Below are 16,741 nucleotides of genomic sequence, written 5' to 3' on the forward strand. Positions count from 1 at the left end.
GGAATCGCGGCAATCGGGTAGCGAACGTCAAATCCGCTCCACTAGCGCAGTGCACAACCGGCGGCTCGGGCCATTCCGGCGACGCCGCCAGGCGCGTATCGTTGCAAGTGAGTCTCACGATTTGAGGAATTTGCGGGAAGTGCCAGACCAAGCGTTTACAGGAACTCACCCTTCTCCGGGGCAGCCGGTCGACGAACTGGCGCTGGCCGAGATCAAGGGCGCGATCCTCGGCAAGCTTCGCCTTGCGATCGGCAAGGATGCCGGCATGGCGACCAGGCATGACTGGTACATGGCGACAGCGCTGGCGCTGCGCGACCGCATCGTGCATCGCTGGCTGAGCGTGGAAAAGCAGAGCTATGACGCCGGCCGCAAGCGCGTCTATTACCTCAGTCTCGAATTCCTGATTGGTCGCCTCTTCACCGACGCGCTGAACAATATGGGGCTTATGCCGGTGTTCGAGGCCGCGCTCGGCGACCTCGGCGTCGGCCTCTCGGACTTGCGCAAATGCGAGCCGGATGCAGCGCTGGGCAATGGCGGGCTTGGACGATTGGCGGCCTGCTTCATGGAGAGCATGGCCACGTTGTCGATCCCCGCGATCGGCTACGGCATCCGCTACCATTTCGGCCTGTTCCGCCAGATCATCAGCCATGGCTGGCAGCAGGAATATCCGGACGAATGGCTGCGGCTCGGCAATCCCTGGGAATTGCAGCGGCCGGAAGTGGTCTATCTCGTGCATTTTGGCGGCAGCGTCGAGCATGTCGACGACAAGGGCCGCGACCGCGCGATCTGGCATCCCGGCGAGACCGTGCAGGCGATGGCCTATGACACCCCGATCGTCGGTTGGCGCGGCCAGTACGTCAATGCGCTGCGGCTGTGGTCGGCGCAGTCGCCCGACCCCCTCAACCTCGATGTCTTCAATTCCGGCGACTATCTCGGCGCCAGCGCCGAGCAGGCCCGCGCCGAGGCGATCTGCAAGTTCCTCTATCCCAATGACGAAAGCCCGGCGGGGCGCGAACTGCGGCTGCGCCAGGAATATTTCTTCGTCTCGGCCTCGCTGCAGGACCTGGTGAAGCGGCACCTCTCCTCCGACGGCCAGTTGCGCAGCCTCGCCATGAAGGCCGCGGTGCAGCTCAACGACACCCATCCCAGTCTCGCGGTCGCCGAGCTGATGCGCATCCTTGTCGATCTGCACAATTTCCGCTGGGAAGAGGCCTGGAAGATCACGGTCGCCACCCTGTCCTACACCAACCACACGCTGCTGCCGGAGGCGCTCGAGACCTGGCCGGTCGAACTGTTCGAGCGGCTGTTGCCGCGACACCTGGAGATCATCTACCGCATCAACAGCATCCATCTGGCGCTTGCGGAAGCACGCTACCCCGGCGACATCGATTTCCGCGCCTCGGTCTCGCTGATCGACGAGCGCAGCGGCCGAAGGGTGCGGATGGGACAGCTCGCTTTCGTCGGCTGCCATCGCATCAACGGCGTCTCGGCGATGCATTCCGAACTGATGCAGGACACCGTGTTCCACGATCTGCATCACCTCTATCCCGGCCGCATCACCAACAAGACCAACGGCATCACCTTCCGCCGCTGGCTGATGGTCGCCAACCCGAAGCTGACGGAGCTGTTGCGGGAGATCTGCGGCGAGGCCGTGCTCGACGATCCCTCGCGGCTCGAACTCCTGGAGGCGCGCGCCAGCGACCATGCCTTCCAGCAGCAGTTCCGCAAGGTCAAGCATCACAACAAGACCATGCTGGCGCGGCTGATCAGCGAGCGGCTCGACGTGCTGGTGGATCCGGCGGCGCTGTTCGACGTGCAGATCAAGCGCATCCACGAATACAAGCGCCAGCTCCTCAACATCCTCGAAGCGATCGCGCTCTACCAGGCGATCCGGGACGAGCCGCAGAAGGACTGGGTGCCGCGGGTGAAGATCTTCGCCGGCAAGGCGGCGGCGAGCTATCGCTTCGCCAAGCTGATCATCAAGCTGATCAACGACGTCGCCGCGATCGTCAACAACGACCCCGTGGTCGCTGGGCGGCTGAAGATCGTGTTCCTGCCCGACTACAATGTCAGCCTCGCGGAGGTGATCATCCCGGCGGCCGATCTCTCCGAGCAGATTTCGACCGCGGGCATGGAGGCCTCCGGCACCGGCAACATGAAGCTCGCGCTCAACGGCGCGATCACCATCGGTACGCTCGACGGCGCCAACATCGAGATTCGCGACCATGTCGGGGCGGACAACATCGCGATCTTCGGCATGGAGGCGATGGACGTGACGGTCCGCCGCAAGCAGGGACTGGATGCGACCGACGCAATCCGGCGCTCGCCGCGGCTCTCCCGCGCCATCAACGCGATCGGCGCCGGCGCGTTTTCCCCGGACGATCCCGACCGCTTCGCGTCGATCGCGCACGCGCTGCGCAACCTCGACTACTACATGGTGAGTGCCGATTTCGACAGCTATCACGCGGCGCAGCGTGGCATCGACGCACGCTGGCAGGTGCAGCCGGCCTGGACCCGCGCCTCGATCCTCAATGTCGCGCGCATGGCCTTCTTCTCCTCCGACCGCACCATCCGCGAATATGCCGAGGAGATCTGGAACGTGCCGGTGCGCCCCGCGCCGACACCGACGCTGTCCGCGCAGCGGGGTCTCGCCGGCGGCTGAGTTTCCGCGTTCTCGCCGCGCAGATCGCGCCCGAGTTGTTCGCATCGTACCCTCGACAACAAGAGGGCGCAGGGAATGCCGGGTGCTTTGGCGCACCCGCAGCCTCGCGTGCAGCAAAGAAAAGCACACGAGTTAGTCACCACAGGTAGGCCGCAACATCACGGCATTCCCCGCGCGATTGGTTTTAACGGTTTCCTTCGTGCTCTCCCCGGTGATCGGGCTTTCTTGTCACCGTCGTCAGCGGGTCACTACCCGCGAACTTGATGCCAGCGTCGAGACGCCAGGACCACACGACTTCGCCGTCCGCGTTGGCATCGTTCGTCTTGCGATACCGATCGCGTCCATCGCATCCCGCACCCAACGTTCGTGACGATCGCGAAGCGCCCCTCTGGATCGAGCGCAGGACGGGCGGATTGGAGCCACTGATTTGCCCGACGGCTCAAGCGGAATATTTTTCGCTTGAGGACTGGACGGCCCAAATCAGTTTGAATCGGCTCGCGAATTTCGATCTTACGCGCAGCCGATTTTCGATCCCTTCTGTAATCCGATCCCGGAGCTCAAGCCCCCTTAGCGGCTAACCGGCGTCCGGTCCGGGGGGAGAAGCGGACGTGTTTCGGCGAAGCGGCCATGTCGCAGTTTGACCCAACTGAGACATGGGCGGCTCAAGACTTTGCGGCGCAAGCCCATCGTCTGCCTTGCGCCTAAGCGTGGTATAAGTGCCTCTATTGTATGGATCCGACCTCCAGCCGCCCAACTAATTCAGCGCGGCGTAGGAAAGGAGACCAATCATGTGGCGCAAGAGAGTGTGGCTCGTCGCTGCCCTGACCCTCAGCATCTTCGTCGCGCCGATCGCCGCCAAAGAGGGCTGGGCACAGAATCCTGGAAAGGTATATCGAGTAGGCGTGGTGCTTGTCCTCCCGCCAAATCTTCTCCCGCCTAATGCTCCGCAGCCGTCGTTTCCAGGCGGTCCGCTTGCCCGCGCGCTTCTGGATCGGCTGGCCGACCACGGCTACATCGAGGGAAAGAACCTCGTCATCGAAGCGCGGTTCGGAGGATACGAGCGATTGGCGGAACTTGCAGCGGAGTTAGTGCGCCTCCACGTTGACGTCATCTTCACTGGCGGCACGAAGGCGAGCCGGATCGTCAGCGACGCGGTGAAGGAGACGCCGCTGGTGATCCATTCTTGCGACCCGTTCGAGCACGTCACTCGGCTCGCGCGACCAGAGGGCAACCTTACCGGAGTGACCTGCATGACTACGGAGCTGAGCCCAAAGAGGCTCGAGTTGCTCAAAGAGGCGGTCCCGAACGCGGTCCGGGTGTCCTTCCTGTCCGACCCTGACGACGCCCCGCCCGGGCTCAAACTGACGCAGGACGCTGCTCCGCGCCTGGGAATCGATCTCCACATCACCGACGTGCAGGCCGCGGACCGCCTGCAGACCTGGGGCGACTCCGATCTTGGGACCGCCTTGATCGCGGTCGCGAAGGAGCACCCCGACGCGTTGTTCGTCTACCCCGACCCGATCCTCATAGCGGAGCGGAAGCGGATCGCGGAGTTCGCGGTGACGAACCGCTTGCCCACGATGTTCGCGTTCCGTGAGTTCGTCGACGCTGGCGGCCTCATGTCATACGGTTCCAGCCTCGGCGAGATGGGAGCCTCGGCCGGAGAGCTGATCGCGAAGATTCTGGCCGGCACCAGACCGAGTGAGCTGCCGGTGGAGCAAGCGACGCGGTTCGAGCTGGTGATTAACCTCAAGACCGCAAGAGCGCTCGGCCTCACTATTCCACCCTCGCTGCTCGCCCGCGCCGACAAGGTGATTGAATGAGTCCGCCTTTGGGTCCTTATGCAAAGTCCGGCAACGTCCGCTTTGGCGGCCACGCCCTAAAGCTGGTGCGCAATCGCAGACAATATGATGGGAGGGAGCGATGTTGAGCACACCCTACACCACTCTAGTGTTGGCTGCTGGAATAGGTTCTCTAGCAGCAGCGGCCAATGCCGCGGAGTCCTACGATATTACAAATTGTGGAGCAAGTACGGTGACCACCGTCTCGGCTACCGAGGAAGTGACCGTTATGAGCGCTAACACCAAGGGGATCACGCGCAGCAACTCGGCGAACAAAGCGTTCGATAACGCGACGTACGAGTGCGCCAGCGTCGTGAGCGTCGCTGGCGCCCAGCGGAACGGACTCGGCTACTGCAAGTTCATGGTCCCAGACGGCGACTTCGTCGTCGGCGAGCAGGTGCTTGACTCGACTGGTGGCGGAAAATGGAAGTTCTTACAGGGTACGGGAAAGTGGAAGGGTATCGCGGGCGGCGGCGAATTTGTCCCGCTGACGAGTGGAAAGCCGATTGTTGCCGGGACGGGGCAGGGTTGTGGCAGGGCGACCGGTACGTACGAACTCTCAAGTAAGTGAGACGCGCGGCCATCGCTCACCGGCCACTGATATCGCCCGAGTGAAACTCCCCGGGAATGTCCGAGTCTGGCCCGTTTGAGACATGCCGACAACATCGAGCAATGTCCGAGTTCGAGGGCGAAGCGGAAAACATCTGCTCGGGTTGAGCTTTACCGCTGTTGACCCATTTCAGACGTGGGGCATAGCCGGACGTCGGCCCACAATTGTGCTATATGAACATTCAATTTCCCCGAGCCCGGGGGTACATCTTGAGCAGCGAGCACGTGGAGCGGCGACTGGCGGCTATTCTGGCGGCGGATGTCGCGGGCTCTTGCCGCTTGATAGGGATCGACGAAGAAGGCACGCTAGCGCGACTGAAAGCTCTTAGAAAGACGCTTTTTGATCCCAAAATCATTGATCATCACGGACGCATCGTCAAGAATACCGGGGACGGCGCTCTCGTTGAGTTCGGCAGCGTCGTAGATGCCGTACGCTGCGCCATCGAAATTCAGCGCGACATGGCCGAACAAAATATCGATGTACCGCAGGTCAAGCGGATCGAATTTCGCATCGGCATTCACGTCGGTGATATTATCATCGAAGACGATGATATCTTTGGTGATGGCGTCAATATTGCAGTGCGTCTCGAAGGGATCGCAGAACCGGGTGGTGTTAGCATTTCCGACGATGCTCATCGGCAGGTTCGGGGCAAGGTTGAGAGCACCTTAGAGGATATGGGTTCGCAATCCTTGAAGAATATCGCCGAACCAATGCGGGCTTGGCGCGTGCGCATCGGCCCAAGCTCTTCGCCAGCAACAAAACCGCCGACCGAGACTGCGCAGCCGCTCGCTCTCCCCGACAAACCCTCCATCGCTGTTCTGCCATTCACCAACATGAGCGGTGATCCGGAACAGGACTACTTCGCCGATGGAATGGTGGAGGAGATCATTACCGCGCTGTCGCATTTCCGCCAGCTCTTCGTGATCGCCCGCAATTCGAGCTTCACATACAAAGGGCGCGCCGTCGACGTGAAGCAGATCGGGCGCGAGCTTGGGGTGCGCTACGTGTTGGAAGGTAGCGTTCGCAAATCGGCCAACCGGGTGCGCATCACGGGACAGCTTGTCGACACCGCCACTGGAGCCCATCTTTGGGCAGACCGGTTTGATGGTGGTCTCAGCGACATCTTCGATCTGCAGGACCAGGTGACTGAGAGCGTTGTCGGGGCGATCGCGCCAGCGGTGGAAAAAGCCGAGATCGAGCGTGCCAGGCGCAAGCCGACCGAGAGTCTCGACGCCTATGCCCTCTATTTACGCGGCTTGGCCGCGTTCTATCGGTTTGGCAACCGGCAAGCGAACGAGGAGGCATTGCGCCTGTTCAACAGCGCGATCGAGCTCGACCCGGATTTTGCCTCCGCCTACGGTCGTGCCGCCTCTTGCTACGTCATTGCCAGGAACAATGGCTGGTTTTCAGGCACTCCGAACGAGATTGCCGAAGTGACGAGGCTCGCCCAACGGGCGGTTGAGTTGGGCAAGGATGACGCGATGGCGCTGGCCGCCAGCGGGTTTGCATTGGTGATTGTTGCTCGCGATCTCGAAGTAGGCGCCGCCTTGATCGATCGCGCGCTTGTGCTCAATTCCAATTTGGCCGAGGCATGGAATTTCGGCGGCTGGGTAAAAATCTGGCTCGGCGAGCCGGAAACGGCGCTCGAGCGCTTCGCACGTGCCATGCGCCTGAGCCCACTTGGTCCGTGGGTGGCAGGGATGCGAGGCGGGACCGCGGTTGCACATTTCTTCCTGGGTCGCAATGACGAGGCGGCATCCTGGGCGGCAATGGCATTGCAGGACAATCCGGACGTTCCATTTGGATTACGCATCGCTGCCGCAAGCAATGCAATGGCCGGACGGCCGGAGCAAGCACATAAGGCAATGGCTCGACTGCGACAACTGAATCCCGCGCTGCGGATTTCCACTCTCAAAGACGTGGCGGGCCCTTATCGGCGTGCTGAAGACCTCTCGCGATTGGAAGAAGCATTGCGGCGAGCCGGGCTGCCCGAATGACCATCGCAGCCAAGTGCCCGCCTGTGGCGACGAGGTGATCGAGCAGAGCGGCGACTTCCGCTTATGGCCCTTCGCGACAGTCGGACCCTCGATGGGGAATGTCCGTTCCTGGTGTAGAAGGAGAAGTGTTTGTGGGCGGCTCCTCCCTCCGGTCGGCCATTGCGCGTCTCCTTTGCTGGGCCGAATCAATCCCAGAGTAGCGAGGGGCTGGGATCGGATTACCCCAGCTCGCGGACTGCGCATGGCACGACGAAAGGCAGAATCGCGCTGATGCGCTGCCGGCAAATCAGGCCGGATCGCGCAATGCTCTCATACCCCGCGAAATGCGGGGTATCCAGTACGCTGCGGCTCCTCAGTTCCAATGTCGGCGCCCCGGAATACCGGATCGCCCGCTTTCGCGGGCGATGACGCAAGCCCGCCTCAAATCCATTACCTCAGACATCATTGATTCTTCCGCGCCAGCGGCGATACTGGCGAAGCATGACGATTGACATATCAAACGAGTCCCAATGCTGACGAGAACCGAGCATCTGTTCGACGAGGCGACGCGGGTGAGGGCCGGCGACAGCCGCTGGCATGGCCGCACCAGCCCGGACTACTGGGCGTTCGTCGGCCCGTTCGGCGGCATCACGGCGGCGACCATCCTGCGCGCGCTGATGGAGCACGCCGATCGCGCCGGCGATCCGGTGTCGCTGACCGTCAACTACTGCGCGGCGGTCGTGGAAGGCGAATTCGACCTCGACCTGCGTCTGGTCAGGGCCAACCGGTCGAGCCAGCACTGGGCGGTTGAGCTGACGCAGCGCGACGCGGTGATGGTGCTGGCGACCGCCGTCTTTGCCGAGCGCCGGCCGTCCTGGTCGCAAACCGTAGCGGCGTTTCCGCAAGCACCGCCGTTCGAGACGATCCCGCCTTACACGAAGGTCACGGTGCCCTGGGTCAAGCAATATGACTTCCGCTTCGTCGAGGGCGAGCCGAAGCTCGGCGGCGCCGACAAGACGCCCGGCAGCACCACGTCCAAATTCTGGATCGCCGACCGCGTGCCGCGGCCGATCGACATGCCGGCGCTCACCGCGATGTCGGACGCGTTCTTCGCGCGCATCTTCCATGCGAGGCGCGAGCTGGTGCCGTTCGGCACGGTGTCGCTGACGACCTATTTCCACAGCAGCGTCGAGGAGCTCAAGGCCGAGAACATCACGCGCGCGCTGGGCGCGGCCGATGCAAAGATCTTTCACAGGAGTTATGGCGACCAGTCGGGCGAATTGTGGTCGCCGAACGGGCGCCTGCTCGCAAGCACGACGCAGATCACCTATTTCAAGGCCTGATCGGCGACGGCCGCAGCACAATGCTGCGCTGGCATCCGCCGGCCATGCCGGCGCCGGCCCCGCGCACAGCATCGATAGGGGAACTCACACCGGATTCGCCGTGCTATCTACCCGCGACCGATAACGAGGCGTGTGAGAGAGCGCACGAATGCTGGTCCTGACCTGTGCGATCGTGGCGATGACCATCGCCCTGTGGGCGACGCGCGCGCTGCCGGAATATCTCACCGGGCTGATCTTCTTTGCGCTGGCGACGGTGACCGGCGTGGCGAGCCCCGCCACCGTGTTCTCCGGCTTCGCCTCCGCCGCCTTCTGGCTGGTGCTGAGCGGCTTCGTGCTGGGCGGCGCGATCCGCAAGACCGGGCTTGCCGATCGCATGGCGCGCGCCCTGGCCCACCGGCTGCGCGGCTCCTACCTGCGGTTGTTGTGCGGCGTGGTGCTGCTGACCTACGCCCTCGCCTTCATCATGCCCTCCAACATGGGCCGCATCGCGCTGCTGATGCCGGGCGTGATGGCGCTGGCCGACCGGGCAGGCCTGCGCGCGGGCAACCCCGGGCGCTATGGTCTCGGCCTTGCCGTCGGATTCGGCACCTTCATGCTGTCCTGCTCGATCCTGCCGTCGAACGTGCCCAACCAGGTGATGGCCGGTGCGATCGAGGCGAGCTACCAGATCCATCTGGCCTACCTGCCCTATCTGGTGCTGCACGCGCCCGTGCTCGGGCTTGCCAAGGCGGTGGCGCTGACCGGCTGCATCTACCTGCTCTGTCCGGCGACCGTGAAATTCGCCAGCCTCGAGGGCAGCGCCGCGCCGTTCTCGCCGGCCGAGCGGCGGCTGATCGTGCTCCTCGGCGCCACGCTGGCGCTCTGGATGACCGACAGCCTGCACGGCATAGCGCCGGCCTGGGTCGGGCTCATCGCCGCCGTGATCTGCCTCATGCCGCGCATCGGCGTGCTGTCCGCCGACGATTTCGCTGACAACGCCAACCTGCGCACGCTGATCTATATCGCCGCGATCCTCGGGCTTGCGGCGGTGGTGGCGAGGTCCGGCCTTGGCGAGCTCGTCGGCCGCGCCATCGTGGCGCTGGCGCCGTTCGACAAGGCATCGCCCTTTGCGAACTTCCTCATGCTGACGGGGATCACGACGCTGTTCAATTTCATCGTCACCGCCAATGGCGTGCCGGCGCTCTACACGCCGCTGGCGCAGAGCTTTGCCGATGCCACCGGCCTGCCGCTCTTGACCGTGCTGATGATCCAGGTGATCGGCTTCTCAACCACCGTGCTGCCCTATCAGGCCGCCCCGATCGTGGTGGCGCTGGAGATGGGCGCGGTGCCGCCTGGCCTGGCGCTGCGCCTTTGTCTCGCGCTGGCGGCGATCACATTCGTGATCCTGCTGCCGCTCGATTTCGGCTGGTTCGCCTGGCTTGGCCGGCTGTGAGGATTTCGGCCGCCCGGCTCAGGTGGCCTGCGTGGCGTTGCCCTTGACCAGGCTGGTCTGGCCGCTCACGGGGTCGGTGACGGCGTTGGCGACGGTCGCGGTGCCCGATCCCGTCAGCACGAATTTGGTGTCGCCGATCCGGAACGAGGAATTGCCGATCAGCACCTGCTGGTACTGAACGGTGCCGCCGCTCTGATACTTGACCTGGGCGCGGAAGCCGTTGACCTCGGAGATCGTCAGCTCGAACTTCTGATTGTTCGAGTAGGTGCCGCTCCAGCTCCCCTGATAGCTCTTGGCATCGACCGGGGTGTATTTGACCGGAGGGCTCGCCGTCGGCGCCGACGAATAGGCACTCTGGAGAACGCTGAGAATATCACCCATGCCGTGCCCTTCCCCGACCAACCGCGATCGCCACCAGCGTGGCGGGTTCAGGCGTCCGCGAATTGCGAACTGCGGTATCAGGACACTAGAGGCGATCTAGGTTGATGCGGAGTTAAGCGGGCGGCGCCGGCGGACAAAATGCACCGGCAGACAAAATGCACCGGCAGGCAAAACGCAAAAGGGCGGCCGAACGACCGCCCTTTTCGATTTCCATCGCATCGAGATTCCCCGATGCGCAATGGCGCATCTGAGGTTCGTGCTGTCGCACGCCCCGGAATGACGCTAACGCGTCACTCCGCCGCGAGCTTCACCTCGGGCGCGGCGGCGCGCACGTCGGCATCGACCGAGCTCTCGAACTTGGCAAAATTCTTCTGGAACATGCCGACCAGCGCACGCGCGGTCTTGTCGAACTCGGCCTTGTCGGCCCAGGTCTTGACGGGATCGAGCATGTGCGGCTCGACGCCGGGCAGCGAGGTCGGCACCGCAAAGCCGAAATACTTGTCGGTGCGGAAATCGGCATTGCGCAAGCTGCCGTCCAGCGCCGCGGTCAAAAGCGCTCGCGTCACCTTGATCGGCATGCGCCGGCCAACGCCGTATTTTCCGCCGGTCCAGCCGGTGTTGACCAGCCAGCAATCGACATTGTGCTTCGCGATCAGGTCGCGCAGCAGGTTGCCGTAGACCGACGGATCGCGCGGCAGGAACGGCGAGCCGAAGCAGGTCGAGAATTCCGGCTGCGGCTCGTTGCCGAGGCCGCGCTCGGTGCCCGCGACCTTCGCGGTGTAGCCGGACAGGAAGTGATACATCGCCTGCGCCGGAGAGAGCTTGGCGATCGGCGGCATCACGCCGAAGGCGTCGGCCGCGAGCATCACCAGGTTCTTTGGATGCGGCGCCCGGCCGGTGCGCGAGGCGTTCGGGATGAAATCGAGCGGATAAGCCGAGCGGGTGTTCTCGGTCTTCGAGCCGTCGTCGAAATCAGGCAGATGCGTCCGCCCGTCGAGCACGACGTTCTCCAGCACGGCGCCGAAGCGCTTCGACGCCGCATAGATCTCGGGCTCGGCCTCCTTCGACAGCTTGATGCACTTGGCGTAGCAGCCGCCCTCGAAATTGAAGATGCCGTCGGGACCCCAGCCATGCTCGTCGTCGCCGATCAGGGTGCGCTTCGGGTCGGCCGAGAGCGTGGTCTTGCCGGTGCCGGACAGGCCGAAGAAGATCGCGGTGTCGCCGTCGGGTCCGACATTGGCCGAGCAGTGCATCGGCATCACGCCGCGCTCGGGCAGATAATAGTTCAGCGTGGTGAACACGCTCTTCTTCATCTCGCCGGCATAATAAGACCCGCCGATCAGGACGATCTTGCGGGCGAAATCGATGGCCACGACGTTCTCCGAGCGCACGCCATGACGTTTGGGATCGGCACGGAAGCTCGGCAGGTCGACGATGGTGAGCTCCGGCGCGAAGCCGGAAAGCTCGCTCACGTCGGGGCGGATCAAGAGCGTGCGGATGAACAGCGAGTGCCACGCGAGCTCGGTGAAGACGCGCGTCCTGATGCGATAGGTCGGATCGGCGCCGCCATAGAGGTCCTGCGCGAACAGCGTCATGCCTTCGGCATGCTTGAGGAAGTCCTGATACAGCGCCTCGAACTGCGCTGCAGATATCGACTGGTTGCCGGCCCACCACATGTTCTTGTCGGTGGTCGCGTCGCGCACCGTGAACTTGTCCTTCGGGCTGCGGCCGGTGAACTCGCCGGTGTCGGCGCAGAGCGCGCCATCGCAGGAGAGCACGGCCTCGCCCGTGCGCAGCGCATGTTCATAGAGCTGCGGCGCGCCGAAATTCCAGTGCACCGCCTTGAGCTTTTTGAAGCCGAATTTGTCGGCGCCGAAAGCACCGTTATGCACGCCCGTCTCTTGCACGAAGGATCCTCCTCGAAGCCGCGTTTTCCTGGGTGCGAATGCCGCCAAACGCGCCCGCCGCCGCGGTGACCGTCAAACATAGCATAGCCCTGCGGGCCCGATCCGGCGACCTATTACTTGGCAACGTTGCGGTTGCCAAGCCGATCCCGCATGTTTTGGTTTATTCTGCAGCAGTCCTTGATTTCGCTCAATGACTTGCCGCGGCGCATGCTGCCATGCACGGCCGGAGCGGCGCGACAACGGGCCGCGACGCCTTTGCCGGCCGTCTGCTGCGGCGCAAAAATTAAGCATGACGGCGTGATGTTTTTCACATCATGACAAGACACGACCCTGCCCTGCGCAACCAGCGCGGATGCACGCGCGACACGCCGCGTCGAGCCCTTGTCATGCCACCCTCACTGCTCGCGCGCTTTCGCCGCCAGGTCGACCAGCATCTTGCGCAGCTCGCCCGGCGTCGTCACCGGATGCGGAAAATCGAGCCGCAGCGTGGCGCGGCCCGCCTGCATGTCCAGGCCTTCCGGATCGCAGCCGGTGCAGCGCCACTCCGCACGCTCGGCGCCGAGCAATCGGGTCGCGTAGAGATCGAGCGCCTCGCGATGGTCCTCGTTCATGTGCTCGACCGCGCCCTGCTCGGCCTCGACCAGCGCAGCGGCGTTGTTGATATCGGTGAGGAACTGCGCGGGCTCGAGGTCGATGATCCGCCCGAATCCCGCCACCAGATGGGCGCCGGACGGCCTGATCCGGAAGAAGGAGAAATCCGCGAAATCCGCAAATTCCGCGGCCGCGGGATGCGCGTTCAGATAGCGCCGGCGCAGGGTGTCCGCCTCCTCCGCAGCCGCCACCTCGGCGTGACCCGCCAGCATGATCCGGGCGCCTTCCAGGGGGTCGCCGGCGGCCCGCTCGTCCAGCATCAGCGAGACCCTGTTGTCGGCCAGGATGTTTCGCGTATGCACGGCAAGGCGCGAAATCAGCAGGATCGGCGAGCCGTCGGCATGGCTTGCGACATTGACCAGCGAGCAGTAGGGATCGCCCGTTCCGGTCATCAGGGTCCCAAGCGCGCCCTCGCGTCGGCGCCGCAGCAGCGATTTTGCAAGCCTTTTCGGGTCGAAATCAGCGGTCGGCTGCATGTTTTTTTACCTGTCATCCTGTTGCAATAAGGCCCTTTTCTCGGGTAAACGAGCGTCACGATGGGTCGGGACGTCCAGCCGGGTGCTAGGCGTTTTTATGGAACTCGGTCACACTTCAGCCCAGCTTGCATTGCTCGTTGGACCGCGTTCGAAGCCCTAATGTGCGGCGCATCGCTGGATAGTCCGCCGTTTCAGCAACTCTCTATCTGAAAGCAGGCTCATGCCCACAATCGCTTTGGTCGACGACGACCGCAACATTCTGACATCCGTTTCGATCGCGCTGGAAGCCGAAGGCTACCGCATCATGACCTACACCGACGGCGCCTCGGCGCTCGACGGTTTTCGGACCAGCCAGCCCGATCTTGCGATCCTCGACATCAAGATGCCGCGCATGGACGGCATGGAGACGCTGCGCAGACTCCGGCAGAAGTCCGACCTGCCGGTGATCTTCCTGACCTCCAAGGATGAAGAGATCGACGAATTGTTCGGCCTCAAAATGGGCGCCGACGATTTCATCCGCAAGCCGTTCTCGCAGCGTCTCCTGGTCGAGCGCGTGAAGGCGGTGCTGCGCCGCTCGCAGCCGAAGGACCCGACCGCGGTGCCGAAGGAGAATGACGCCAAGGCGCTCGATCGCGGCCTCCTGCGCATGGATCCGGAGCGGCACACCTGCACCTGGAAGAACGAGCCGGTGACGCTGACCGTCACCGAATTTTTGATCCTGCAGGCGCTGGCGACGCGGCCCGGCGTGGTGAAGAGCCGCAACGCGCTGATGGACGCCGCCTATGACGACCAGGTCTATGTCGACGACCGCACCATCGACAGCCACATCAAGCGGCTGCGCAAGAAGTTCAAGATGGTCGACGACGAGTTCGAGATGATCGAGACCCTGTACGGCGTCGGCTACCGGTTCAAGGAAACCTGATTGCATTCCGCCGATGCGGGTTTGCAGACTGACGGCACCGTCAGTCTGAGGTAGGGTGTGACGGCAGCGCACATCGCGGGACCTTTATCTTGCTTGATCGAACGCAGCCTGATCCGGGCGTAAGCAGCGAGGACGCCTCGACGTCGCTCGTGCTCGAAAGTCCGGTCGCCGACAGCCCGAAGGTTACGGGCTGGCGGCCGCTGCGCTGGCTGAGCCGCGCCGGGCAGTTCCTCTTCACGCTCTCGTTTTCGAGCCTGACGCGCCGCATCGTCTCGCTGAACATCGCGGGTCTCCTCGCGCTGGTGGCGAGCGTGCTCTATCTGTCGCAGTTTCGCGCCGGCCTGATCGACGCGCGGGCGCAGAGCCTGCTGGTACAGGCCGAGATCATCGCGGGCGCGATCGCGGCTTCCGCCACCGTGCAGACCAACGCCATCACCATCGATCCCGACCGGCTGCTCGACCTGAAGCCCGGCGAAACCTACACCGCGCCGGACGAATCCTCCGGCCTCGACTTCCCGATCAACCCCGAACGCGTCGCGCCGGTGCTGCGCACGCTGATCTCGCCGACCAAGACCCGGGCGCGCATCTATGATCCGGGCGGCGGGATGCTGCTCGACAGCCGCAATCTCGAAAACGTGCTGCGCTTCGACTTGCCGACCCCGGCCTCGCAGCAGCCGAACGTCGCCGAGCGCGCGATGATCGCAATCCGCACCTGGCTGAACCGCGGCGACCTGCCGCTGTACCGCGAGCTCGGGCCGGAGAACGGCAACGGCTATCAGGAGGTCGCCGACGCGCTCAAGGGGCAGAAGCGCTCCATGGTACGCGTGAATTCGCGCGGCGAGGTGATCGTCTCGGTCGCCGTGCCCGTGCTGCGTTCACGCGCGATCCACGGCGCGCTGATGCTCTCCACGCAGGGCGACGACATCGACCAGATGGTGACCGCCGAGCGGCTCGCGATCCTGAAGGTCGGCGGCGTCGCCTCCGCCGTGATGATCGTGCTGTCGCTGCTGCTCGCCTCGACCATCGCCGGTCCCGTGCGCCGGCTCGCCGATTCCGCCGAGCGCGTCCGCCGCCGCATCAAGACCCGCGTCGAGATCCCCGACTTCACCCGCCGCCGCGACGAGATCGGCCATCTCTCCGGCGCGCTGCGCGACATGACGGATGCGCTCTACAACCGCATCGAGGCGATCGAGATGTTCGCCGCCGACGTGGCGCACGAATTGAAGAACCCGCTGACCTCGCTGCGCTCGGCGGTGGAGACGCTGCCGCTGGCGCGTACCGACAACAGCCGAGCGCGCCTGCTCGCCGTGATCGAGCACGACGTCAAGCGGCTCGATCGGCTGATCTCGGACATTTCCGACGCCAGCCGGCTCGACGCCGAGCTGCAGCGCCAGGACATGGCGCCGGTCGATCTGCGCCGCCTCCTGACCACGCTGACCTCGGTCGCCAACGAGACCCGGCTCGGCCACGACGTCGCCGTCGAGGCGCGCTTCGAGGGCCGCAGCCCGCTCGACGCCTTCTCGGTGCCAGGCCATGATTCGCGGCTCGGCCAGGTGATCTCGAACCTGCTCTCCAACGCGCAGTCGTTCTCCGATCCCGGCGGCAAGGTGCGCATCCATTGCCGCCGCCTGCGCGCCGAGATCGAGATCGTGGTCGACGACGACGGCCCGGGCATCCGTCCCGATGCGCTGGAGCGCATCTTCGAGCGCTTCTACACCGATCGGCCGCATCAGGGCTTTGGCCAGAATTCGGGCCTCGGCCTATCGATCTCCAAGCAGATCATCGAGGCCCATGGCGGGCGCATCTGGGCCGAGAACCGGGTCGGGCCGCTGAACGCCGACGGCGAGACCACCGTGGCGGGCGCCCGCTTCGTGGTCAGGCTGCCGGCGCTATGAGCGGGACCGCCGGTGGGGGCACTGGCCCCACCATCCACGCTTCCGCTGTCCTGGTCGGCGCACGCGCCGTGCTGATCCGCGGCCCCTCGGGAGCCGGCAAATCGCGCCTCGCCTTCGACCTGATCCTGGCCGGCCGGTCCGGCCAGATCCCGCCGACCGTCCTGGTCGGCGACGACCGGCTCCATGTCGATGCGCGGGGCGATGTGCTGGTCGCCCGGCCCGCGCGCGAACTCGAAAGCCTGATCGAGATCCGCGGGCTCGGCATCCGCCGCTGCGACTTTGTGGCCGAGGCGACAATCGGCCTCGTGGTTGATCTCGCCGCACCCGATGCCGAACGGCTGCCGCCGCGGCACGCCCTTGTCACCACCATGTTCGGTGTCAAAATACCGCGAATCCCGGTGCCATCAGGCTTCGCACCCCTTCCGCTGGTTGTCGCGGCGCTGACGACAACCGAAAGTTCATCTTCCGTTAACCTTTCAGGCGATTGCTTGAAGGGAATTGGTAACCATATGAGCCCCACTATCGCCACCGAATAGACCGGCGCCACTCCCTCTTCTCAGGTCAGATTCCGGGAGAAACGCGAAGATCCCCTCTTGCGCGGGGGCTCTGGATGGTCAAAGTGGCGCGTTCGTGCGGTGCACCAAA

At 64.2% G+C, this 16,741-nt stretch carries 12 protein-coding genes; 9 read left to right on the forward strand and 3 right to left on the reverse strand.

Translation table 11 applies throughout. The features are described from left to right. Window positions 1-139 precede the first annotated feature (139 nt). The 6 genes from QOU61_RS35560 (at window position 140) to QOU61_RS35585 (ending at window position 9,864) form a co-directional block, all read left to right on the forward strand. A complete protein-coding gene (locus QOU61_RS35560; protein WP_289655828.1) occupies window positions 140-2,662 on the forward strand; it encodes a glycogen/starch/alpha-glucan phosphorylase in 2,523 nt (840 codons plus the stop codon). A 788-nt stretch (window positions 2,663-3,450) separates the two neighbouring features. Then, window positions 3,451-4,485, forward strand: a complete 1,035-nt coding sequence (locus QOU61_RS35565; RefSeq protein ID WP_289655829.1) for an ABC transporter substrate-binding protein — start codon at window positions 3,451-3,453, stop codon at window positions 4,483-4,485. Between the two features lie 100 nt (window positions 4,486-4,585). After that, window positions 4,586-5,074, forward strand: coding sequence for a hypothetical protein (locus QOU61_RS35570; protein ID WP_289655830.1), 489 nt, complete (start codon window positions 4,586-4,588; stop codon window positions 5,072-5,074). A gap of 248 nt (window positions 5,075-5,322) precedes the next feature. Further along, window positions 5,323-7,110: an adenylate/guanylate cyclase domain-containing protein gene (locus QOU61_RS35575; protein ID WP_289655831.1), complete on the forward strand. Its 1,788-nt coding sequence runs from the start codon at window positions 5,323-5,325 to the stop codon at window positions 7,108-7,110. A gap of 509 nt (window positions 7,111-7,619) precedes the next feature. Beyond that, entirely contained in the window at window positions 7,620-8,432 is an 813-nt protein-coding gene (locus QOU61_RS35580; RefSeq protein ID WP_289655832.1) for an acyl-CoA thioesterase, read from the forward strand. Window positions 8,433-8,580: 148 nt separating this feature from the next. Beyond that, a complete protein-coding gene (locus tag QOU61_RS35585) occupies window positions 8,581-9,864 on the forward strand; it encodes an SLC13 family permease (RefSeq protein ID WP_289655833.1) in 1,284 nt (427 codons plus the stop codon). Window positions 9,865-9,882: 18 nt separating this feature from the next. On the opposite strand, the gene QOU61_RS35590 is transcribed toward QOU61_RS35585, so the two are convergent. The 3 genes from QOU61_RS35590 to QOU61_RS35600 form a co-directional block, all read right to left on the reverse strand. After that, entirely contained in the window at window positions 9,883-10,245 is a 363-nt protein-coding gene (locus tag QOU61_RS35590) for a hypothetical protein (protein WP_289655834.1), read from the reverse strand. Window positions 10,246-10,535: 290 nt separating this feature from the next. Beyond that, on the reverse strand, window positions 10,536-12,152 hold the full coding sequence (locus tag QOU61_RS35595) for a phosphoenolpyruvate carboxykinase (RefSeq protein ID WP_289655835.1): 1,617 nt from the start codon (window positions 12,150-12,152) through the stop codon (window positions 10,536-10,538). Window positions 12,153-12,547: 395 nt separating this feature from the next. Further along, a complete protein-coding gene (locus QOU61_RS35600) occupies window positions 12,548-13,279 on the reverse strand; it encodes a HugZ family pyridoxamine 5'-phosphate oxidase (RefSeq protein ID WP_289655836.1) in 732 nt (243 codons plus the stop codon). Window positions 13,280-13,499: 220 nt separating this feature from the next. Here QOU61_RS35600 and QOU61_RS35605 point away from each other — a divergent pair, with 220 nt between their 5' ends. The 3 genes from QOU61_RS35605 to QOU61_RS35615 all read left to right on the forward strand — a co-directional run bounded on the left by QOU61_RS35605 (window position 13,500) and on the right by QOU61_RS35615 (window position 16,632). After that, the gene (locus QOU61_RS35605; RefSeq protein WP_289655837.1) at window positions 13,500-14,201 is read left to right on the forward strand and encodes a response regulator transcription factor; all 702 of its coding nucleotides are present in this window, start codon (window positions 13,500-13,502) and stop codon (window positions 14,199-14,201) included. An 89-nt stretch (window positions 14,202-14,290) separates the two neighbouring features. Continuing rightward, window positions 14,291-16,096 (forward strand): sensor histidine kinase, encoded by a 1,806-nt coding sequence (locus tag QOU61_RS35610; RefSeq protein ID WP_289655838.1) that lies wholly within the window; start codon window positions 14,291-14,293, stop codon window positions 16,094-16,096. After that, entirely contained in the window at window positions 16,093-16,632 is a 540-nt protein-coding gene (locus QOU61_RS35615; RefSeq protein ID WP_289655839.1) for an HPr kinase/phosphorylase, read from the forward strand. Before QOU61_RS35610 ends, QOU61_RS35615 begins: the two co-directional genes overlap by 4 nt. Window positions 16,633-16,741 lie beyond the last annotated feature (109 nt).

Source organism: Bradyrhizobium sp. NP1, from assembly GCF_030378205.1.
Lineage (GTDB): Bacteria > Pseudomonadota > Alphaproteobacteria > Rhizobiales > Xanthobacteraceae > Bradyrhizobium.